At 58.8% G+C, this 22460-nt stretch carries 19 protein-coding genes; 4 read left to right on the plus strand and 15 right to left on the minus strand.

Annotated features, from left to right (window positions below; translation table 11 throughout):
- Nucleotides 1-184: 184 nt before the first annotated feature.
- The 5 genes from ABHU32_RS06005 to ABHU32_RS06025 all read right to left on the minus strand — a co-directional run bounded on the left by ABHU32_RS06005 (nucleotide 185) and on the right by ABHU32_RS06025 (nucleotide 6999).
- Nucleotides 185-1189 (minus strand): nucleoid-associated protein, encoded by a 1005-nt coding sequence (locus ABHU32_RS06005; protein WP_346979378.1) that lies wholly within the window; start codon nucleotides 1187-1189, stop codon nucleotides 185-187.
- A 111-nt stretch (nucleotides 1190-1300) separates the two neighbouring features.
- Nucleotides 1301-2461, minus strand: coding sequence for an Mbeg1-like protein (locus ABHU32_RS06010; protein WP_346979379.1), 1161 nt, complete (start codon nucleotides 2459-2461; stop codon nucleotides 1301-1303).
- A 124-nt stretch (nucleotides 2462-2585) separates the two neighbouring features.
- Nucleotides 2586-3536: an L-lactate dehydrogenase gene (locus ABHU32_RS06015; protein ID WP_022094138.1), complete on the minus strand. Its 951-nt coding sequence runs from the start codon at nucleotides 3534-3536 to the stop codon at nucleotides 2586-2588.
- Between the two features lie 201 nt (nucleotides 3537-3737).
- Nucleotides 3738-4901 (minus strand): pyridoxal phosphate-dependent aminotransferase, encoded by a 1164-nt coding sequence (locus ABHU32_RS06020; protein ID WP_215673820.1) that lies wholly within the window; start codon nucleotides 4899-4901, stop codon nucleotides 3738-3740.
- A gap of 118 nt (nucleotides 4902-5019) precedes the next feature.
- Entirely contained in the window at nucleotides 5020-6999 is a 1980-nt protein-coding gene (locus tag ABHU32_RS06025; RefSeq protein WP_346979380.1) for an NAD(+) synthase, read from the minus strand.
- A gap of 203 nt (nucleotides 7000-7202) precedes the next feature.
- Here ABHU32_RS06025 and ABHU32_RS06030 point away from each other — a divergent pair, with 203 nt between their 5' ends.
- Both ABHU32_RS06030 and ABHU32_RS06035 read left to right on the plus strand, forming a co-directional pair.
- On the plus strand, nucleotides 7203-8156 hold the full coding sequence (locus tag ABHU32_RS06030) for a hypothetical protein (protein ID WP_260699863.1): 954 nt from the start codon (nucleotides 7203-7205) through the stop codon (nucleotides 8154-8156).
- Between the two features lie 140 nt (nucleotides 8157-8296).
- Nucleotides 8297-9604, plus strand: coding sequence for a hypothetical protein (locus ABHU32_RS06035; RefSeq protein ID WP_346979381.1), 1308 nt, complete (start codon nucleotides 8297-8299; stop codon nucleotides 9602-9604).
- A gap of 214 nt (nucleotides 9605-9818) precedes the next feature.
- On the opposite strand, the gene ettA is transcribed toward ABHU32_RS06035, so the two are convergent.
- The 3 genes from ettA to ABHU32_RS06050 form a co-directional block, all read right to left on the minus strand.
- Nucleotides 9819-11498, minus strand: a complete 1680-nt coding sequence (gene ettA / locus ABHU32_RS06040) for an energy-dependent translational throttle protein EttA (protein WP_117820704.1) — start codon at nucleotides 11496-11498, stop codon at nucleotides 9819-9821.
- Nucleotides 11499-11683: 185 nt separating this feature from the next.
- A complete protein-coding gene (locus ABHU32_RS06045) occupies nucleotides 11684-12388 on the minus strand; it encodes an SdpI family protein (protein WP_346979382.1) in 705 nt (234 codons plus the stop codon).
- Nucleotides 12381-12659: an autorepressor SdpR family transcription factor gene (locus tag ABHU32_RS06050; RefSeq protein ID WP_022094448.1), complete on the minus strand. Its 279-nt coding sequence runs from the start codon at nucleotides 12657-12659 to the stop codon at nucleotides 12381-12383. The genes ABHU32_RS06045 and ABHU32_RS06050 overlap by 8 nt, the downstream gene beginning before the upstream one ends.
- Nucleotides 12660-12958: 299 nt before the next feature.
- Between ABHU32_RS06050 and ABHU32_RS06055 the strand changes: the two genes are divergently transcribed.
- Nucleotides 12959-13753 carry a tRNA threonylcarbamoyladenosine dehydratase gene (locus ABHU32_RS06055; RefSeq protein ID WP_346979383.1) on the plus strand — a complete coding sequence of 265 codons (795 nt, stop codon included), beginning with the start codon at nucleotides 12959-12961 and terminating at the stop codon, nucleotides 13751-13753.
- Between the two features lie 14 nt (nucleotides 13754-13767).
- A complete protein-coding gene (locus ABHU32_RS06060) occupies nucleotides 13768-14550 on the plus strand; it encodes a TatD family hydrolase (RefSeq protein ID WP_346979384.1) in 783 nt (260 codons plus the stop codon).
- A 278-nt stretch (nucleotides 14551-14828) separates the two neighbouring features.
- On the opposite strand, the gene ABHU32_RS06065 is transcribed toward ABHU32_RS06060, so the two are convergent.
- The 7 genes from ABHU32_RS06065 to ABHU32_RS06095 all read right to left on the minus strand — a co-directional run bounded on the left by ABHU32_RS06065 (nucleotide 14829) and on the right by ABHU32_RS06095 (nucleotide 22419).
- The gene (locus ABHU32_RS06065) at nucleotides 14829-15692 is read right to left on the minus strand and encodes a PfkB family carbohydrate kinase (RefSeq protein WP_161194581.1); all 864 of its coding nucleotides are present in this window, start codon (nucleotides 15690-15692) and stop codon (nucleotides 14829-14831) included.
- A 14-nt stretch (nucleotides 15693-15706) separates the two neighbouring features.
- Nucleotides 15707-16675, minus strand: a complete 969-nt coding sequence (locus tag ABHU32_RS06070) for an SIS domain-containing protein (protein WP_022094440.1) — start codon at nucleotides 16673-16675, stop codon at nucleotides 15707-15709.
- Between the two features lie 62 nt (nucleotides 16676-16737).
- On the minus strand, nucleotides 16738-17589 hold the full coding sequence (locus ABHU32_RS06075) for a sugar phosphate isomerase/epimerase family protein (protein WP_117840177.1): 852 nt from the start codon (nucleotides 17587-17589) through the stop codon (nucleotides 16738-16740).
- Between the two features lies 1 nt (nucleotide 17590).
- Nucleotides 17591-19174, minus strand: coding sequence for an amidohydrolase (locus ABHU32_RS06080; RefSeq protein ID WP_346979385.1), 1584 nt, complete (start codon nucleotides 19172-19174; stop codon nucleotides 17591-17593).
- Nucleotides 19175-19183: 9 nt separating this feature from the next.
- The gene (locus tag ABHU32_RS06085) at nucleotides 19184-20647 is read right to left on the minus strand and encodes a YfcC family protein (protein WP_148332757.1); all 1464 of its coding nucleotides are present in this window, start codon (nucleotides 20645-20647) and stop codon (nucleotides 19184-19186) included.
- A 218-nt stretch (nucleotides 20648-20865) separates the two neighbouring features.
- Nucleotides 20866-21609, minus strand: a complete 744-nt coding sequence (locus tag ABHU32_RS06090) for a GntR family transcriptional regulator (RefSeq protein ID WP_346979386.1) — start codon at nucleotides 21607-21609, stop codon at nucleotides 20866-20868.
- A gap of 150 nt (nucleotides 21610-21759) precedes the next feature.
- On the minus strand, nucleotides 21760-22419 hold the full coding sequence (locus tag ABHU32_RS06095) for an HAD family hydrolase (protein WP_346979387.1): 660 nt from the start codon (nucleotides 22417-22419) through the stop codon (nucleotides 21760-21762).
- Between the last annotated feature and the right edge of the window lie 41 nt (nucleotides 22420-22460).

A 22460-nucleotide genomic window follows, 5' to 3' on the forward strand; every position in this document is an offset into this window, starting at 1 on the left:
TTGTCGCAGCCCCGACCCGCGGTCACGAGCGGGGGCTCCTATCTTTTTAGTGCCCTCGGATTGGGTCATAGTGTCTGGCGTATGCCCAACCTGCGGCGCAATGTCAGCAACCAAGCCGAAAACAAAAAAGACCGAAGTCCCGAAGGGCTTCGGCCTTTGTTTTTCTGCAACGTCCAAGCGCAGTTTATCGATTCTCAATACTTCCGATGTTCTTGAGCTCGATAGAGATGAGGCCGTTGGGTTCGTTGACGAACTCGATGTACTCGGAGTTCGAACCCATCTCGGCCGGGAAGCTGATTTCGATACCCGTGTCGGTACGGATCTTATGATTGCGCACCGCCGCGCGTTCGACCTGCTTGCGCTCGACGGGCACACGCTCGGGCACCTTCTCTTCGGTCAGCGCCGCACGCACGCTCTCCTTGATGACCGGCTCGTCCTCAAAGACCTCATCGACGATATCCCAAGGCGGCAGCTCCTCGTCATCCTCGACCTTCTCGGCAACGGCAGCCTTAACCTTAGCGAGCGCTACAGCCGTGTTGGCACCGTGCTCCTCGGCGACTTCCTCGACCACACGTGTCACGGTGTCGATGACCTCCTTGCCCGATACGCCCGTGTCACACTGCAACAAACCATCGGGGATAAGCATGCAGTCCTCGCCGGCGATCTTGCGCTTCTTGTCCACATAGCCGATCTCCATGGTGCTCGCGCGCACGATGGCATAGCTCAGCACCTTTTGCGAGGGGTTCGGCAGAATGGCGTAGTGGCGCGCGATGTCGTTGCGCACCTCCCCCTCCTCGCGGCCCACTTCGTGCATAAAAGCCTGCTTGGAGCCCAGCAGCATCACGGCAAACCAGCGGGCATCCTCATCGTCGTCAAAGTCCGCCACAAGCACGTCGGTGGACTCGGCTTTCTCGGCTTTGGTGAGCTCGGAGGAGATAAACTCCGCAATCTGCTGCGACAGGTCCACGAACTCGCGCTCGCCAAAGAAATAGCCCTTGAGCTCGCCGCCAAACGCAGAGTTCTCGGCAAACGTGGCACGTTTATTGTCGGCCGAGGTGCGTGCGCGGCGCAGATGCGTGGTTACGAAATTGCGCACGGTACGACTCTCGATATCGAGCTCGCGCTGGCTCATGACGTTGACGGCAGAGTCAAAGTCCAGGATATGCAGAATCGCGTGATTGATTTTCATATACGGCATTCCGTTCTAGATCGATTTCGGCACGAACCAGTATAGCGGTCGAGCCCGCCCCAGGCGCATCGAAGATTGGTGCATCGGGGACAGGTTGCTTTGCACCAATGGTTAGCGCAGGAGCTCGGACTGCCAAGCCTCGAGCTGTTCTGCCAAGCTCTTGCCGGCAGCGGGCACGTCGATCTGGGGTCGTTTGGGCAACAGCGCGCATTTAAGGATCGCCACGATAGTCTGCGAGACAAAGCGTCGCGTATCCTTGTCAAAGCCTTGCGCAGCCTGGAGCATCACGGGCAGGCTCTCGCGCAGATTCCCAGCGATATCCGCAAACCGCTCAGCACCCGTAGCCTCAAACACGGAGAACAACGCATCTACAAAACGCTCGCGCTCGCTAGGTGACACTGCAAGCAGCATCTCGCGAATGGAGCCATCAACGTATCGAGCACCGGCGGACAGGCGCTCACAGTATACGAAGTCGCAACCATCAACCACCCAGCTAAAGGGATTGTGCTGCAGCAGGCTGAACTCGGTGCTCTCAACGATGGCATAGTCCTCTTGTGTCTCGAACATCATGCCGAAGATCGACGACCGAGGTAGCGTCTTGTCGATTCGACCGGAAAGATCGGCAAAGGCGTTGCCGCTCAGAAACTCCTCGACGAACCCTGGACCATCATGGGAATACGCCCGTTCGATTCGTTCACGGGCAACATCGGAGCACATCGCCGCACCGTACACCGCAAGGTTTCCACCCTTGGAATGACCTCCGCACAAAAGCGGCCCGTCGATCGCATCCGCCGCCTCGTCCACATAACGCGCCGCGGATTCCTGGGCCGGCACAGGACACCGGAACGCCATGTTAAAGTCCTCTTTCCAGCCCACAATCGTGCTGTCGGTCCCCCGGAAGGAAAGATAGCTAAACCCCGCCGGAAACCGGAACGCCATGGCTGCAAACTGCTCCGTCGCCACCACATCGCTCACGGCACGATAGCCGCAAACGTGCACGCCGCGGTATCTGGGATTTGCTGCCACGGCCTCCAACAAGGCCCTGCTCCCCTCTGGGTCCCACAAGTCGTCAATCATGTCCCGATAGCACTCGGCACGCAGCAGCTCGCGTACGCCTAGGCCCTGCCAGTTCGTCAGCTCCGCCATATCACCCGGCAAACGCAAATAGGACAACCACGCAAAGACCAGGCTGTCCACCGCGCAGAACGGCCGCTCCTCAAACGGATCAAACGCCGTCTGAGCATAGGTCAAAAAATTAGGCGAATCCGACATGGCCCTCCCATCAACTATGGTGTATTGGGGGTGCATTGGGGTCAGGTTACTTTGCACCAAAAGGCGCCCGGGCCGTGTGGACCCGGACGCCTTCATTGTAGCCTTTCGCTCTAGCGAGCTTGATTTAGCAGGAGAAATCGACGCTGTCGATGATGTCCTTGAGGGCCTTGGCGGAGACGGTGAGCTCATGCTGCTCGTCATCGTTCAGCGGCACGGGGACGCGGCAGACAACGCCGTCGCGGCCAACGACGGTCGGCATGGAGATGGCAAGATCGGACAGGCCATACTCGCCCACCATGAGCGAGGAGACAGGCAGAACGGTCTGCTCATCGCGCATAACGGCGGTGCAGATGCGCTTGACGGCCATGGCGACGCCATAGTAGGTGGCGTGCTTCTTCTCGATGATGGTGTAGGCGGAGTTCTTGACGTCCTCAGCGATGCGCTTCTCGGCAGCCTCATGCTCCAGGTGGCCGTGAAGCTCACAGAAGGTGTTCAGCGGAACGCCGGCAACCTGAGCGCTGGACCAAGCGACAAACTCGGAGTCACCGTGCTCGCCCATGACATAGGCCTGGACATCGCGCGGGTCAACCTCGACGTGGGCACCAAGCATCTGCTGCAGGCGGCCGGTGTCGAGCACGGTGCCGGAACCGATGACGTGGCCCTCGGGCAGGCCGGACATCTTGATGGCGGCGTAGGTCAGAACATCGACCGGGTTGGAGACGATTAGCAGAATGCCGTCGAAGCCGGACTTCTTAATCTCGGGAATAATGGACTTGAAGATGCTGACGTTCTTGTTGACCAGGTCCAGGCGGGTCTCACCGGGCTTCTGGGCAGCGCCAGCGGTGACGACGATCATGGCGGCGTCGGCGACATCGGAATAATCGCCGGCGTAGATCTTCATCGGCTCGGCAAACGTCATGCCGTGCGCGATATCCAGGGCCTCACCCTCGGCACGGTTCTTGTCCACGTCGATGAGGACCATCTCGGAGAACAGACCACTCTGCATCAGTGCGAACGCCGAAGACGAACCGACGAAACCGCAGCCGACAATAGCGACCTTCTTCTCGTTAACCATTAGAAACTCCCATCTCTCTCCACAAACAAGCCGCCCGGGAACGACCAGAGCGGCTTGTCGTAATCCCAATACATCCAATCGGGACTTTGATTATGCTCCTATTCGCAGCCAAAAATCGACCGTTTACCGAAATTGTTTGCAGTATTCGTAAAATAACTGCACGAAATCGGTTTCGAGCTATTGACGAGTCGAAATAGCTTTCTAATACAGGCCCGCCTCGCGAATGGCCTCGACAGCCAAAGCGATCTGATCGGGCGGCAGGACCAGTGCCATACGCACGTGTCCCTCGCCCGAAGGGCCAAAGCTCGCGCCCGGCGTCACCACAACGCCGGCCTTCTCCATAAGCTCCTCGCAAAACGCCATGGAATCGGTGCGACCACCGGGAAGCTTGGCCCACACAAACATAGAGCCATGCGCGTTGGGACGCTCCCAGCCCAGGCCCTCAAGACCGTCGCACAGGGCATCGCGGCGCTCCTGGTACTTCAGACGCTGCGCCTCGACCTCATCGCGCGGACCGTTCAGGCAGGCGATGGCAGCCTTCTGAATCGGGAAGAACATACCGAAGTCGATCTGGCCGCGCAGCTTGGCGAAGGCCGAGACCACATCCTCGCGACCGACCAAAAAGCCGATACGCGCACCGGTGACGTTAAACGACTTGGAGAGCGAGAAGAACTCAACGCCCACCTCGAGCGCGCCGGGATACTGCAAGAAGCTGCCGCCCGGCTCGCCGTCGAACACGATGTCGGAGTATGCGTTGTCGTGAACGATGAGCAGGTCGTGCTCGCGGGCGAAAGTGATGATCTCCTCGTAGATCTCGGGCGTGCCCACCGAGCCGACCGGGTTCGCGGGCAGCGACACGATCATATACTTGGCGCGATCGGCCACCTCGGGATCGATGCCCGCCACATAGGGCAGGTAATTGTGCTCGGCAACCAACGGATAGTACTCGAGCTTGGCATCGGCGATCTTGGCACCCGCCTCAAAGACCGGGTAACACGGATCGGGAACCAGAATGGTGTCACCCGGATCGAGCAGGGCCAGGCCCAAATGGCCCACGCCCTCCTGCGTGCCGTTGCACGACTGCACCATAGACGGCGTAATGCCCGAAACGCCAAAGCGGCGCTCATAGTAATCGCACACGGCTTGCTTGAGTTCGGGCAGGTCGCGCAGGGCATACTTCCACATCTCAGGATCTTGGGCTGCCTGCGTGAGCGCCTCGACCACATGGTCGTACGGCTTAAAATCGGGCGTGCCCACGCTCATGTTGTAAATGGTCTTGCCCTGAGCCTTCAGCGCGAGAAGCTTGTTGTTGAGCGAGGCGAAGACCTCCGCGCCAAAGCGGTCGAGACGCTGCGATGCCTGCATGGTGCCACCTTTCGATATGAAAAACGCGGCGCTCCGACAAGAGCGCCGCGCGATACGGGCCATCAGATTGCAAAAGTGTAACGCTTGCAACCCCCGTATTGGTTCAATTTAGCCAACCTTAGTCAACTGGATTGAGCGCGTCGATCTGCGCAAGCCACAGACGCGAGCTAGCGTCACTCGGCATACGCCAATCGCCGCGCGGGCTGAGCGTCACCGAGCCCACCTTGGGACCATCGGGCAGGCAGCTGCGCTTAAACTGCTGGGCAAAGAAGCGACGGTAGAACGTACGTAGCCACGTGTAGACGGTCTTGGCGTCGTAGACGCCCTCGAAGCTCTTGAGCGCCATGCGGTAGATCTTGCCCGGCTCAAAGCCAAAACGCAGCAGGTAGTAGAGGAAGTAGTCGTGCAACTCGTACGGGCCCACCAAATCCTCGGTCTTCTGCGCAATCTCGCCGTCGCCCGTGGGCGGCAGAAGCTCGGGGGACACCGGCGTATCGAGGATATCGAGCAAGACCTCGGCAATGCGCCCGCCAAAGACATCGGCGGCATAGCGTACCAGATGGCGCACAAGCGTCTTGGGCACGCTCGCGTTGACGGCGTACATGCTCATGTGGTCGCCGTTATAGGTAGCCCAGCCGAGCGCCAGCTCCGACAGGTCGCCCGTGCCAATGACAAAACCGCCAGCCTGGTTGGCCAGATCCATCAGAATCTGCGTACGCTCGCGCGCCTGGCTGTTCTCGTAGGTCACGTCCTGCACGGCCGGATCATGCTCAATGTCCTTGAAGTGCTGCTCCACAGCCGCATGGATCGAAACCTCGCGGAAGCTCACGCCTAGGTCGCGAGCGAGCGACTCGGCATTGGACTTGGTGCGGTGCGTCGTGCCAAAGCCGGGCATGGACACGGCCGTGATACCGGTGCGCGGCAGGCCCAAGGCGTCGAACGCACGCACGGTCACGAGGAGCGCCAGCGTGGAATCGAGGCCGCCCGAAAGGCCGATGACGGCCGCCTTGGTGCCCGTATGGGCAAGGCGGGTCTTGAGGCCGGCGGTCTGCAGGTCGAGGATAGTCTCGCAACGCTCAGCCAGATCACCGTGGTCGGCCGGCACAAAGGGAGCGCGGGGGAAGACTCGGTCGATGTCGAGCGCATCGCGCAGGACAGGTTCTTCGGCCAGTACGCCCTCAAACGAAAACTCAACGGTCGCGGATTCCGGCGCATCGTCGGTGCGCGTCCACGTCGTCGAGCGACGGCGCTCGGCAACCAGGCGGTCAAGGTCAACGTCGGCGATGGTCATATCGCAGGTAAGCAGTTTGGTCGCGGCGAGCTTGGAGCCGTTTTCGTAGACGAGGTTCTCACCCGCAAAGACCATGTCGGTCGTGGACTCGCCCTCGCTCGCGTCCGCGTAGGCATAGGCGCAGTACAGGCGCGCGCTCTGATTGGAGATAAGGCTGCGGCGGTAATCTGCCTTACCGATAATCTCGTCCGAGGCCGACGGGTTGAGAATCACCGTCGCACCGGCAAGCGCCATCTCGGTCGAAGGGGGCGCCGGCACCCACAGGTCCTCGCAGACTTCAACGCCCAGCACCATATCCTCGGCACCCTCATCACAGCAGCGGTAGACAAGCCCCGAACCCAGCGGAACCGGACCCTGACCGGCAAATTCAACCCACACGGGATCCGCAGGCGACGGAGCAAACCAGCGACGCTCATAGAACTCGCCATAGTTGGGCAGATACTTCTTGGCCGTGAGGCCCAAAAGCTCGCCCGCGCAGCACACGGCGGCACAGTTGTAGATATTCTCGGCAACCGCAACGGGAAGACCGATGGTAAAGACGATCGGCAGCTCACGGGTTTCATCGAGGATATGCACCAGAGCAGCCTCGCAGGCATGCAGCAGTGTGCGATTATGGAACAGATCGGCCGCGGTATAGCCAGTCAGATTAAGCTCGGGCAACACCAACGCGCGAACGCCACGCCCGGCAGCATCGCGAACAGCCGCCAGCGCAACCTCGGCATTGCCCTCGACATCGGCCACGCGAATCTGCGGCGACGCCGCCGCCACACGCAAAAAGCCATCAGACTGAGAAAGGTGAAGATTCATAAGAATGCTCCCGTGCGTAGACGCCATTCACAACAATTAGCAAGTCCTATTGTAGTTCAACCGCCGGGTGGAACCGCATCCCACCAACTTGGTGAGCAATTGATGAGTTGATGGTATCTGTTAAATGTCACGTACGATTCACATCTGGTGGGTACCCTGATGGCTGCACGAAACGAAGCAGATTTACACCGGGAGGACCCCGTATGACAACCAAGTACACCGACGCGCCGCGCACGCGCGTCATGACGCCGGCATCGCTCAACAACGGCGTACACGAGAACCATTCCATTGGACAGACCATGGCCATCGCGCCCAAAAAGGGCCTGTTCGACGACATTTCCATTCCCCAGATCATCGCCGGCGCCGCAGCTGCCGCCACGAGCGTGGCGCTTGCTTCAAAGATCGGCATTGCCGGCTCGGTGATTGGTGCCGCTGTGAGCTCAGTCATCACTGTTGTGTCCTCGCAGGTCTATCGCCACTTTATCTCCGCCAGCGCCGAAGCAATCAAGGGCACGCATGCCGCTGTCGACTACCCTGCCGGCGCCTACGAGCCCGTTGAGCCCGATGTCGAGGAGCACCTAGGTGGCGCCGCGACCACGCAGGAGATGCGCCAGGTTGCGGGACGCGCGACCACGGCGCGCGTCGCCCCCAACAGCCTGCGCGCCAAGGCGGCGGCAGAGCGCAGCCAGACACAAAAGAAGGTCATCGTCTTCTCGATCGCCATCGCCATCGTCGCGGTCATCGCCTGCGCCGGCGCCATCCTTATCACCACTGCCGGTGAGGGTCTGGGCGAGCGTCCCGAGCCAATCCTGTCGTCGCGCACGACCGAGAGCGATGCAAATGGCAACACTCAGCCGCAGGATCAGCAGGCACAGACGGACGACACGCAAGACAGTCCTACCTCTGCCAATTCGTCCTCGAACACCCAAAACCAATCGCAGGGCACCGATTCCTCTACGGCCAACAGTGGCACGCCGTCCGGCACGACCGACTCAAGCCAAACGACTGACGGTTCACAGCCGAACACGGGAGGCCAGACGAGCGACACCACGTCGGGAACGGGAACGGCAGACAGTAACAACACCAACAGCTCGAGCGGAACCGCTTCCGGCACGGCATCTGACAACTCGAGCCAAGGCACGGCATCGGGCAACTAAGCACGTTTGCCTCTCATAGATAACCGACCTGTACAACGGGCGCGAATCGAAAGCGGTTCGCGCCCGTTTGCCTTGGGCGCCGCCATGGCGAACGCCATGCGATGGTAAGATGCTTTACATGTGTAAAGAGGAGATTTGCCATGAGCAAGACAATAGTTAGGCCCACGCTTTCGCTGGGCAACCACATCTATCTGTATCGCCTGCTGCGCGATGCGATTGGATGTGGCAAGCAAACGTTTATGACGCAGGTCGAGGAGGCGCTCGCCGCTGGCGACATGACCGCTTATGACCTGGGCTTCGAGTCCACGCGCGAGCTGCTCGAGGAGCTCGACGACTGCATTAAGCTGACCGTCTTTAAAGGTGGCCGCCTGTATGCCACGGTCATCGCCAACGAGGCCTGGGATGCTGCGCTTGCCAAGGGCGAGGACAAGCCCAAGACCGCCAAGGGCGCCAAGCAGTCCTACAAAAAGAAAAAGCGCGGTGAGAAGGACCTCAAGGCCGTGCGCCCCAAGCACGTTAAGCGTCCCGAGCCCGAAGCCATGGTTGAAGCCGCGCCGGAACCCGAGCCCGAGACAGAGATCGAAGTTGCTATTGAGGTAACGGCAGAAGCCGAAACCGAAATCGCCGCCACGACCGATTCCGAAGTCATATCCGAGCAGGAAGCCACTGTGGAGCTCAACGAAGCGCCCAAGTCGACAACCGAAGAAGCCGCTGACCAACCCGAGCCGTCTGCGTTCCAAAACAGCGATGTCTTTGGCGACGAGGCCGAGAACGATCAGTCCGACAAGCCCGCAGATCAAGACGCTACCGAGTCGACACCGGAGCCCGAGACGCCGCAGCCCGCCATCTCGCTCACGGTCGTCTATGACCCCGAGAACGCCAACGCCGGCATCACCACCATGGCATCCACGCCCATCGAAGCAAAGTCGAGCGTCGAGAACGAGGACGCGACGCAGGTTGAGGTTGAAACCGCAGCTGCAGACGCGCCCGTCACCGTGGAGCCCGCAGATTCCACGATCAAGCCGGAAGCGACGCCGGAGCCCGCACCCGTCATCGAATCCGTGCCCACCTCTGCTTGCGGCCAAATTCCCGCACCGGCACCGGCTTCGGCACCCGCAGCGGCCCCAACCCCCGCACCCGCAGCACCGACCATCCCCGAGGACTTCCCCATCGATTTCGCAACCGAGGTCTTCTGCCCCGGCCCGCTTCTGCACCAGCTGTCGACCTATCTCCCCTACGGCGCCGATACCCTCGGCATTGTCGGCGAGTACTACTGGATCGCCCGCGAGCGCGGTACCATCGAGGCCGCGCGAAACCGCGCAAGCTTCCCCCTGCGCTACACGCAGGCCGGCGAGCGCCACGAAGTCACCGTGCGCATTCGCCGCAACACCACCGGTGGTCTCGGATCCACCTGGGCCATCGATAAAGTCGAAGAACCCGAGCAGTAACGACAAACGGCTCAAATCCAAATCAGGATTTGAGCCGTTTTTATTTGTTGATGTTGCGTAACCAACAGCGAGCGGGCCGCAAGTGCCCCAGGTTGCCGTGAAAGAGGAGCGACGCGTACTTCGGTACGCGAGCGACGGCTTGAACGGCAAGATGGGGTGCTTGCGACCCGCGCAGCGTCGAGCAGTTACGCGGTTTGGAAAACCGCGTAACGATCTAGTCGCGCGTCAGCTTGCGGTGAATACGATGCGGCTGTGCTGCGTCCTCGCCCAGGCGCTCGATGCGGTTGGCCTGATAGGCCTCGAAGTTGCCCTCGAACCAATACCAGTTGCCCGGGTTCTCGTCGGTGCCCTCCCACGCCAGAATGTGCGTGGCGACACGGTCCAGGAACATACGGTCGTGGCTAATGACCACCGAGCAGCCCGGGAACTCGAGCAGCGCCGCTTCGAGCGAGGACAGCGTCTCGACGTCGAGGTCGTTCGTGGGCTCGTCGAGGAGCAGCAGGTTGCCGCCCTGCTTGAGCGTAAGCGCCAGGTTCAGACGGTTGCGCTCGCCACCGGAGAGTACGCCGGCGCGCTTCTGCTGGTCCTGACCCTTAAAGCCAAAGCTCGCCACATAAGCGCGGCTGGGAACCTCGGTCTCGCCGACCATCATATGGTCCAGGCCATCCGAGACGACCTCCCACAGGTTCTTGTCGGGGTCGATGCCAGAACGGTTCTGATCGACATAGGAGATCTTGACGGTCTCGCCCACCTCGAGCTCGCCCGAAGTCAGCGGCTCCAGACCCACAATCGTCTTGAACAGCGTGGTCTTACCGACACCGTTGGGGCCGATGACGCCCACGATGCCGTTGCGCGGCAGGGTGAACGAAAGGTCATCGATGAGCACGCGGCCATCGAACTCCTTGTGCAGGTGATGGGCCTCGAGCACCTTGTTGCCCAGACGCGGGCCCACAGGGATGCGGATATCGGTCCAGTCGAGCTTCTGGCTTGCGCGGGCCTCGGCCTCCATCTCCTCGTAGCGAGCCAGACGGGCCTTGTTCTTTGCCTGGCGAGCCTTGGGCGAGCTGCGTACCCACTCGAGTTCGGCCTCCATGCGCTTGGCGAGCTTGGCATCGCGGTTACCCTGAGCCTCGATACGGGCGGCCTTGGTCTCCAGATACGTGGAGTAGTTGCCCTTGTAGGGATAGAGGTGACCGCGGTCGACCTCGCAGATCCACTCGGCAACGTTATCCAGGAAGTAGCGATCGTGTGTGACGGCAAGCACCGCGCCCTGGTAGTTGTGCAGGAAGTGCTCGAGCCAAAGGATCGACTCGGCGTCCAGGTGGTTCGTGGGCTCGTCGAGCAGCAGCAGGTCGGGAGCCTCGAGCAGCAGCTTGCACAGGGCCACGCGGCGGCGCTCGCCGCCAGAGAGCACGTTGACCGGCATGTCGGAATCGGGCAGCTGCAGGGCGTCCATGGCCTGGCCGAGCTTGGAATCGATATCCCAGCCGTCGGCGGCGTCAATCTCGTCCTGGAGCTTTCCCATCTCGGCCATGAGGACGTCCATGTCGCAATCCGGGTCGCACATCTCCTCGCCGATCTTATTGAAGCGATCGACCTTGGCGATCATGTCGCCAAATGCCATGCGCACGTTCTCGATGACGGTCTTGTCGTCGTCGAGCGGCGGCTCCTGCTGCAGGATGCCCACGGTGTAGCCGGGGGTGAGCCTGGCATCACCGTTGGAGACCTCCTCGATGCCGGCCATGATCTTGAGCAGGGTCGACTTGCCCATGCCGTTGGGACCCACAACGCCGATCTTGGCACCGGGGTAGAAGCTCAGGGTCACGTCGTCAAGGATTACCTTGTCGCCATGGGCCTTACGAGCCTGATACATCTGGTAGATGAACTCTGCCATTTGCCTGTTTTATCCTTTCTACCTGCTGTTTCTCTATTCTTGATTCGCTTTAGTGGAAACGAAATGAGAAAACCAGCTCTGAAACTTAACGAAAAAAGGGGCATGGTTGCCCATACCCCCTAATACTACCTGGGAAAAGTCCCCCGGAACATACTATGAACTGCGTACGCTAGTTTTCCGCAACCTTAACGAGCGGCTCGCTGCGATTTGCGCCACAGCAGATACGAGTAGACGTAGACGGCTCCGACCAAACCAAACGCCAGAACCGCAATCACCGCGGCGACGACTTCACTCGAAAGCACGCTGCCCGCCACGCCCATCGCAATCAGGCCAACACCCAGCACCATAAAGCAGGCACCGCCAAAGCGCTGCGTACGGCGCCAGTTCTCGGGATCGGCAAGCGCCCAGGGCGTCTTGATACCGAGTGTATAGTTCCGCTTCACACGCGGCAAGTAGTTGCCTACGCCGATGAACAGCAGACCGACAGCACCGGAAATCAGCACGTTGACCGAACCGACCGCCGGCACCACGCCCCAGACCGTAAGCTCTCCCAGCCAGCTTATGGCGCACATGAACAAGGTGAAGGCGATTACGAAGCCCTGGTAGAACTTGCCCGAGGTTCGATATGCCTCACCTTTGGGGTCGATGCGCGGCACCACGCAGAACATTGCGAGAAGCGCCAGAGGCAGCACGCCGAGCGCGGAGGCCATCCAGCTAGGACCCCAACCGTCGACGGCGCCGTTCGCGCCCCAGTGCGTGGGAATCTGCGCAGGCAAGCTCGGCATCACCATGAGGTGCGCTACGACATTGGCGACGCACAGAGCGACCAGCGCAATCCACACGCGCGACGATACCCCCGTGGGGTGAATGCCCTTGTTTTCGTTATTCATCCTTATCACCTTCCGTGTTTGTAAAACCCATAAACCAGCCAATCAAATCCTGCATGACGGTGGTGTTTAAGCTGTATACGATGTTTTGGCCATGGCGCTCGTCGGTCACCAACCCGGCGTTTTTGAGCGTCGCCAAGTGATGGCTCAGCGACGGCTTACTGATATCGAAATGCTCGGCAAGCTCCCCCGCCGTGCAATTGCCCTCGCGCAGCAACTCCAAAATGCGCCGTCGCGTTGGATCGGCAAGCGCCTTAAAACCCTCTCCCGGCATAAGACCTCCTCTCATCATCTCTCATGACGCGCACACTATACTCGATATTTAGATGTTTGTCTAACTATCTAATCTTGTACTCAAAAAAATAGCCGCCTCCGCGTAATGCGAAGACGGCCACTTCTCACGCTACAAACGTGTTTTTGAGTTGGCCAACCCGCTGCAACGGGTGCCATCTGCTTCAATCTTATGCGAACCCCGATCCCATTTCAACAAGCCCAAGGGCTCAAATGGAATCGCGATAACACCTATAATGGCGATAGCTAAAACACGATTCGCTTCCCCATCGGAGGATGTCTATGACCGAAACCGCTGCCGCTCTCGTCGAGACACGCGACACCAAGCTCGAGATCATCATGGGCCGCGAGGCACTCGATAAGCTCGCCGATGCTACGGTGTTGGTGCTCGGCTGCGGAGGCGTGGGCTCCAACTGCTGCGAGGCACTCGCCCGCGGCGGCATTGGTCATTTCGTCATTCTGGACAAGGACATCGTCGCGCCCAGCAATATCAATCGCCAGGCTATCGCCTTTCACAGCACTATCGACAAGCGCAAGGTCGATGTTATGGAAGCCATGATCCACGACATCAATCCCACCGCCACCGTTATCAAACGCACCGAATACCTGCTGAGCGACAACATCGACGAGTTCTTCGCGAGCGTTTTGGAGCAGACGGACGGCAAGCTCGACTACGTCGTCGACGCCATCGACACCATCTCGGCCAAGCTCACCATTGCCAAATATGCTCAGGACCACGACATTCGTTTGGTTAGCTCCATGGGCGGGGCCAACAAGCTCCATCCCGAGTGCCTCCGCTTTGCCGACATTTTCGATACGGTACGTGACCCCATGAGCCGCATCATGCGCAAAGAATGTAAGAAGCGCGGAATCAAGAGTCTGCACGTGCTGTTTAGCTGCGAGGAATCGGTTAAGACCCAACCCCGCGACCCGTCCAACATCCACGAGCGTACCGAGTTGGGTACCGCCAGCTTTATGCCGCCCATCATGGGTCAGATGATTGCCGGCGAGGTTATCCGCCAGATCAGCGGGCGCGGCACCGAGCGCGTACGCGCCGACGGCCAACGCCTGGACTAGCAGAATGTCCTGCGATGGAACCGCAATTCTTTGACACGCATTGTCATCTTGATTTGATGCTCGGCCCCGATGCTGCAGCCAGTGAGTCGGCGGCGTCGGGTCTGGGGCTCTTTGACTGCGGGGTCGACCCACGCGACTTTTCGGCCGCAAACGAGCGCGCCCGTCGCCAACCAAGCATCATCGCCGGCGTTGGGCTTCACCCCTGGTGGCTCGCCGACGGCCGCTGCGGTCCCGCCGAAGTCAACCTGCTTTGCGAGTTTGCTGCCCAAGAGCGCTACATCGGCGAAGTCGGACTTGACTTTTCCGCTCGTTTTGCCTTAAGTGAGCCGCTACAAATACAGGCATTTGACTGGCTCTGCGATACACTCGTGCAGCATCCTCTTACCGGGCGAGTGATATCAATTCACGCCGTTCGTTCAGCAGGAGCCGTACTGGACGTCCTCGAATCGCATGGACTACTCATCCCAAACCCCGACTCCCCCGCTATCATCTTCCACTGGTTTAGCGGTACTTCGGACGAACTCGTCCGCGCGCGTAATGCGGGCTGTTATTTTTCCGTGAACGAGCGGATGCTCGCCACCAAGCGCGGTCGCGAATACGCCCGACAGATCCCACTCGATCGTTTACTGCTCGAGACCGATGCGCCGGCGGAGGCAAACACAGAAACAAGCGCACAGTCGCTCATCAGATCGCTCACAAGGACCTCGATGCGCATTGCCTCACTCAAAAACTGTGACGCTAAGCACATTGAGTCGGCAGTTTTAGCAAATGCGCGCTCTGTATTTGACCTTCGCTAACCCCTGTGGGCAAAAAATGCCAAATATGAGTACTGCTACCGGAATGGATACATTACTTTTAACTTCCCAACCGCCAGAATAATCCTCGATTGTCCGCTAATTAAAGCTTTTACAGTCATTCATCCTGCGTTTTCGCAAATCTTAAACCCCTCCAGACGCTCAAATCACATCTGAAGGGGTTGATTTTGCTGCGACTAAATTAGTCACAGTACTCATATTTGGCATTTTTTGCACACCGAGTCCCGGGGAGGCACCCGCACCTCCCCGGGACCGCTCGGCTATTCGACGATTGGTGCTCCGTGGCCCCAAGAACCTTCCATGCCGCACACGGTCGAGGCAAACCCGGCAGCAAAGTCGAGCGCGCGCTCGATGGCCTCGGCGCCATCCTCACCACGCTTGACGGAATCGAGATAGCACATCAAAAACGAGGTGAGGAACGAGTCGCCCGCCCCCATGGTGTCCTTCATGTCCGTTACCGGTTTAGCCAGCTGGCGGTAATAACGCTCGCCGTCGTAAGCAATGCAGCCCTCGGCGCCCGCCGTAGCCGACACAAAACGCGGACCCAGACCCTTCACCCATGCCAGACGCTCGCGAATCTCGTCCTCGCTCGCGGCATCCGCCGCACTAAAGAAAGCGAAATCGACGTAGGGCGCAATCTGCTCGTAGTACTCGTCGGTGGAGTCGTCCGAAAAGTCAAAAGAGACCGTGACGCCCGCAGCCTTCAACTTGGGCAGCTCGCGCTCGGTAAAGCAGTAGTTGCCCGAATGAACCACATCGAACTGCTTCATGTACGCAAGGTCAAAGCGATCGAGGACATAGCGCGCATCGCCACGGATACCGCCCTCGTTGGAGCCAAGGAAGACACGGTCACCGTCAACGACGGTCACGCGAGCCGCTCCGTTCTCGCCAATCATCTGCTCGCACTTGTCAAGCTCGATACCCTCATCCTCGAGGCTTGCAATGACATGCTCGGCAGCGGCGTCATTGCCAAAAATGCCCATGTATGCAGAGCGTGCGGCACCGCATTTCTTGGCATAAACGGCGAAGTTCACCGCATTGCCGCCGGGATACATGGTGTGGATATGCTCGTAGCGATCGACGACGTTGTCGCCAAATCCGAGCGCGTTAACGTTAAATGCCATGGCCTTTGCCCCTTCTAGTACTCGACGACGCCCATGTAGCGACGGAAATCGGGATCATGGTCAAACACCTTGCCGCGTGCGGCACGCAGCTCGCAGTTCATGGCGTAGAACAGCACCGGGTCCAGATAGGCACGGACGCTCGCCGGCACGGCTTCCATACCGTACTCCTTGGCATCGAGCACCATCAGCGTATCGGTATGCGTCTTAAGGAACGCCAGGGCGCGCTCGTCCATAGCACGGCACTCGCTGGAGCCCATCTGCAGGAAGTAAAAAACGCCATCCTGAGTAGCCTCGAAGGGGCCATGGAAGTACTCGGCAGAGTGGATGTAGCTGCAGTGCTGCCACTGCATCTCCATAAGAGAGCAGATAGCGAAACCGTAGGTCTGGCTAAAGTTGGGACCGCTGCCCAGAATATAGAAGAACTCGTGCTCCTGGCAAAGCTTGGCAAAGCGATCACCCAGCTCGGCATTTACCTTCTCGCGTGCCGGGGGAAGAATCTTATCCATCTCGGCAATACCGGCATACATATCGGCAAGATCGGCGTAGCCCTCCTGCTGATCGAGCAGCTCGGCCGCAAGCGACAGCGAAATGCCAGCGGGGACCTCGGCCTGCGGCACGCCCTCGCCCCACGGGTAGACCCACGTGGTCCACTTGCCGGAGTCAATCTTGGATCCAGCGTTGTCGGTCTGGGCGATCACCGTAGCGCCGGCAGCAAGGGCAATCTCACAGCCCTCGACGACCTCGGGGGTGTTGCCACTGTGGCTGCAAGCAATGACCAGGGATTTCTCACCCAAGCGGCGCGGGCGCATGATATCAAACTCGCGAGCCGTATAGATATACGAAGTGAAGGTGGTTGCCTCGCGCTGCAGAAGCTCATGAGCCGGGATCAAATCGATCATGGAGCCACCGCAAGCAATCCAGTAGACGCTGTCGAACTTGCCCTTCTCGGCAATTGCCTCTTTGATCAGATCGTGTGCGTTCATATCCAGTTCCTTTCTTGTTTGGCCCGCAATCAATGACGTTGGTTGCGTGGCCGATGGTTGTTTTAGTCAATCAGATATTTCTCGAATGCGGCCATGTTCTTGGCATCTGCCGCCGCCGGGTCATCGTAGTAACGACCGTCCGTGATTTCCTGGCCCAGCATGCCGTCGAAACCATGGGCGTTGAGCGTAGCGACGAAGGCGTCCATATCGTGCTTGCCATCGCCCCACACCAGATGGCCATACGGGTCACCGTCGATAAAGTGCATCTCGTGAATTGCCCCATCACCAAAGGCAGCAAACCAGTCCTCGAGCGTCTCGCCTGCAACGCCCATCGCGGTTGTATCAACCATGGGCTGTAAGTACGGACTCGCGACCTCGTCAATCATGCGCTTCGCATCGGAAACCGTCGTCACAAGGTTGCTCTCCTCGGGGCGCAGGCTTTCCATCGTAAGCACCAGACCGTGCTCGCCGGCATACTCCGCCAGAATGGACAAGTGCTCGCGGCTGCGCTTCCAGGCTTCCTCGCGGTCCTCGTCCCAGTCGCCCCAGCCCGAGTTGACGGACATACGGTCGCACCCAAGTACCTCGGCAAGCTCAATGCCGTGCTTAAAGTACGCCAGGCTGCGCTGTTCATGCAGCGGCTTGCGTGCGCAGTACTGCCAAGGATAGACAACATTCTCGGGGCACAGAGTACGATACCTAAGCCCACGGTCTGCAGCCTTTTTCGCCAGGACCTCAGCCTCAAAGTAGCCCGTATGGTCGAGCGTCACATGCGGCTCTGCACACCACAGCTCAATGGACTCAAAGCCCAAACGCTGCTGCACATCAAGGAAGTAATCGAGCGACCACATGATGTAGTGGATATTCATGCCCGCAATCTGCTCGCGGCGCAGCGTCGGTTTGGATTCAGGCATCTTATGCCTCCTTATTTCGATCGAACACGATTTGTCCGTCCGACATCGTCATATCAACCGAAAGATCGCGTGCGTCGCGATAATCGAGGTCGAACACATCCCGATCGAGCACGCAGATATCGGCAAGTTTGCCGACCTCGAGCGTACCCAGCTCGTCTTCGCGCATCAGATCGTACGCGCCCCCGGCAGTCCAAGCGCGCAAGAGCTCGACAAGCGTCAGCGTGTTGACCTCATTCACGGGCAGCCCGTCGTTGAAGTATCCGCCGCACGCGCTGTAGATTGACTCGCCCAGGCTCGGAATCAGCAGCGGCAAATCCGTTCCACAGCACACTGTGCATCCGGAATCTTCCATGCCGCGGCGATTCCAGCTGTGCAAAAGTCGCGTCTCGCCAATTTGTCGACGCATCATCGATAGGCAATCCTCGCGCCGGTCCAGCGTCAGAATCTGCGGATAGACCTCGCAAATTCCACCTAACTTGCCAAACTCGACAAGATCGGTCGGGTCAGAGTTCTCGAGATCGGTAATCGCATGGCGGCGAAGCATCCGTCCATGCTCGTCTCGAGGCAGCGAGGCATAGAGCGCCACGGTGCGGCGAACGGCGCCATCGCCCTGGCAATGCAAGGAATATCGGAAGCCGTCAGCATCAATTGCACGCAGCTCGTTCTCAATCAGATCCCACTCTGGCTCCTCGACGACCGTCTTGCCGGCAGCGCCCGCATCGGCCGTGCCCTCATAGGGGTCTATCATTTCGGCAAGCCCCACCCATACGCCGCGATCGGTCATACGGTTGAAGCCAGAAAAACGAACGAACGGTCCCCGGAAGCGCTCTCGCGCCTCGCGGGCATATGCCAGATTTGCACCGGCACCCACCGGCTGCGACATCATAGAGACGCGAACCGTCAGCTCACCAGATTCCTCACGGCGAGCCATTTCGTCGGCAAAGCCGTAGTAGTCATCAAACGCCATCTCCTTGATGGCGGTAACGCCGCGCTCGTTAAGCATGCTCATGTAGTCCGAATACCCGGCACGCACCTCGGGCAGCGCGAGGAAATCGCTCATCATACGCCAGATCTTCTCGGCATAGCACGCCTGGGGCGTAAAACCGTATCGCGCACTGGCGGCAGCGTTGAGAACGCAGGTCTCCGCTCCCGGTGTAAAGCAGACGACGGGGATGTCTCCAAAACAATCGTCAAGCACAGCTGCCGTATTTGCGTTCTCGGCATCCGATGCCAACGTTTCGGGTAAGTTGTGGCCAAAAGCCGCCGCGCAATTCGGATGATCTTCTTTCCATGCACGCAAGAGCGACACAGCCTCTTTGGCATCGGCGATGCCGGACAGATCAGACCCCAACGTCCGCAGCGCCCAACCTGTATAGAAGGTATGCACATCGATCAGGCCGGGCATGACGGTACGGTCGCCCAGGTCAACTACCTCGTCCGCCTGGGTCAAATACGAAGCTACCTCACACTTGGTGCCAACAGCCTCAATTCGATTGCCACGGACCGCTACGAAACCTTCAAACGGCAGGTCCCCCGTACCGGTAAAGACGCTCTTAGACGTCAGGACCGTCAAACGATCAGACATCACAACCACCTACACCGGAAGCATGCCAGAGATTGCCGTTACGATCAGGCCAAAGACGACCATGAAAATGAAGAACTTCCAAATGGTCTTCCACCATTGGCCAAACGAAATCTTAGCCACGGCAAGGCCGGCGACCGTCATGCCCGCCACGGGACTGATGGTGTTGATGGTCTGATTAGCAAACTGGAGCGCGGTAACGGCAGCCTCGGGATTGAGGCCCATGAGCTCGGTCAGAGGGCCCATAACGGGCATGGTGAGCGCCGCCAGGCCAGAACTCGAGGGAACCAGCAAAGAGAGCAGGCCAAGGACGATATACATAAACGTGGTGTAGACGGCGGCGGGTGCACCGGCAAGCGCAGTAGCGAGCGCCTGGAGGATGGTGTCGATGATCATGCCGCCCTCGGCGATGACCAGAATACCGCGAGCGATACCGATAACGATGGCAGCGTACGCAAAGTCGGCGAGGCCCTTAACGAACTCCTCTGCGATCGTCTGCTGGTCAAGACCGCCCAGGATACCGGCAAGCAAGCCCATGCCAAGGAACACGGCGGAAATCTCATTCATGTACCAGCCCTGGGTAACAAGACCCCAGACGATAATGCCCATACCGCAAGCAAAATCGATAAGCACGAGCTTCTGACGGATAGTGAACTCTTCCTCGATGGAGGCATCGGTCACGGAAAACTCAATACGCTTGAGCTTATCGTCCTCGTACACAATGGACGACTCGGGGTTTTTCTTGACGCGCATGGCGTAGCGCATGGCCCATGCGATACCGACGGCAGTGAAGATGACCCAAGAAACGGCACGCAGCCACAGTTGCGGATTACCCTCGATGCCAATGATGCCTTGGGCGATCAAAACATTAAACGGGTCGATGGTCGAAGCACAATATCCCAAGTTAGGACCAAGGAAGCAGATGATGAATGCCGTCATCGAGTCATACCCGATACCCATCATGATGGGAATGAAGATGGCATAGAACGGCAGGGCTTCCTCAGACATGCCAAACGTAGTGCCGCAAATGGACAGCAACGTCATCGTGATGGGAATGATGAGGATGTCCTTGTTCTTGAGCTTTTTAATCACACGGCTCATGCCGGCGTTCAAAGCGTTGGTCTTGGTGATGATTGCGAACGATCCGCCAATCAATAAGACGAACGCAACGACGTCGGCAGCCTCCTGGATACCCTTGGTGGGCGCTTGCAGGACCGCGAAGATATCCTGACCCAGATTGATGGTCTCGCCGGTCTCGGAATCGGTGTAGTTCTTATCGACCTGTTCATAGGTTCCAGCAACGGCGACTTCACGCTCGCCCGCCGCTGTCGAAATCGTCTTGCGCTGATACTGACCAGAGGGAACGATCCAAGTCAGGACCGCAAAGACAACGATCAGCAAGAACATGATCGTATAGACATGCGGTAATTTGAACTTAAAACGTCTGTTTGTCTTCTTCGCCTTCGTATCTGACATAGATACCTCCAAAGAACTCGAGACTGCATCGCATCTCGCTTCAACGCTTGCACAAGGCAAACGTTCTATGACGTCCCATAGATTACCAGCAGCTTTTCCCGTCATCAAGATAATTTCAAACTGATTGCCGCAACGCGGTTGAACGGTTGCGTTCGCACCGCGAACGGTATGGAAACGCCCGGTGAGATGATCCACCGGGCGCTTCCATTCGCAATGTCCTAGATGTCAAAAACGTAGCGAGAGCCAACGATCCGCTGACGACCGATGATAAACGGCCGCCGTTGCTCATCGAAAAAGAAGGCTTCCATATAAAACAAGGGTTCGCCAACGGGAACCGCCAGCAACCGAGCGACCTCGGGCGATGCGCACGCGATCTCGAGCGTGCACGGGTCGGTAAACGCGGGCATGCGGCCCGTCTGGTTGCGCACGAACTCAAAAATGGATTGGTTAGATAGAGGTGCCGTTGATAGATAGGCGTTGTCCTCGTAAACGTATATGTTGTTCTCGAGCATGACGGGGACGCCATCGGCAGTACGCACACGCTCGACGCAAATCAAGTCAGTTCCAACGGAAACACCAAAGAACTGTGCTTCGGTGGAATCCGCCGGCAGTATCTTTCTCGAAATGACACGCGCCCCCGGTTCCATTCCGTTAACGCAGCATGCGTCTGAAAAACTCTGGACGTCATCCTTCTGGCGAATCTTGCGCTTGAGCTTGGGGGCATTGACAAACGTGCCTTTCCCCTGTCGCTTCGTTAGATAGCCCTGTTGGACGAGCTCCTCAATAGCGCGTCGCACGGTAACGCGGCCAACTTTATAGCTCTCAGCCAATTCGAATTCGTTGGGTATCCGCGCACCTGCCTTGTAGGCACCGGAGTTGATTTCGTTTTTGATGATATCGATAACCTGTTGGTACAGCGGTATCGCTGCTTTACCGTCAGTTAGCCCTTCAGTCGGTGGCATATACCCTCTCCCAGCACAATTAAGTCAAAAGCGGGCTCAAGGGCATTCAACAAGCCCTTGAGCCCGCATTAGCATAAAGTATGCTTGCTGCCGCACCAAGATGTTGGCTATTTACTCATCTGACCCGAAAAACGCGCAACTACCGCGCTCCTAAGAAAGCGTGAGCAGCTCCGGCAGCTGGTCGATAATCTTGTCCGCGGCATCCTGGCTAAAGCCAAAGCGCTCCTCGCGCTTGGCAATGACTGTCAGGCCGGCTCGCTTGCCGGCAGTGATGCCAGGCACCGAATCCTCAACGCAGCAGCAGCGATTCGCGGGCAGCCCCAGCAGGTCCAGCGCATGCAGGTAGATGTCGGGCTCGGGCTTGCTCTCCTTAAACTGCTCGCCGCTCACCACATACTCAAAGGCATCCGACAGCCCGCATGCGTTGAGCACTTCCTCGATGCTATCCATGGGAGACGAGCTGGCAAGCGCCACGCGAACGCCGCGGCGCGGCAGCTCTCGAATCGTATCCACGGCGCCTGGGTTAATCAAAGCCTGATAGTCGCGCGGACGCTCATGCGCCCACTCGTCCCAACGGGCCAACGCTTCCTCGCCAGTGAAATGCCCCTTACCGGCGCGCTCAAACCAATCGACCAACATATGCAGGAAGAACTGATGCGAGGTACCGACCTGCCCATTCAACTCCTCTTGAGTCAGGTTAAGCCCAAGCTCCTTGGCAAACGCGGCAGTCTCGCCCAGGTAGTAATACTCGGTATCGACAATGACGCCGTCCATGTCAAAGATAACGGCGTCGAACGGAAATGCGGACACGGCACCCTCCCTAGCAAAAGGACGCCCGCAAGCAGGCGCCC

Source organism: Collinsella aerofaciens, assembly GCF_039758965.1.
In the GTDB taxonomy this organism is placed as follows: Bacteria; Actinomycetota; Coriobacteriia; order Coriobacteriales; family Coriobacteriaceae; genus Collinsella; species Collinsella aerofaciens_BR.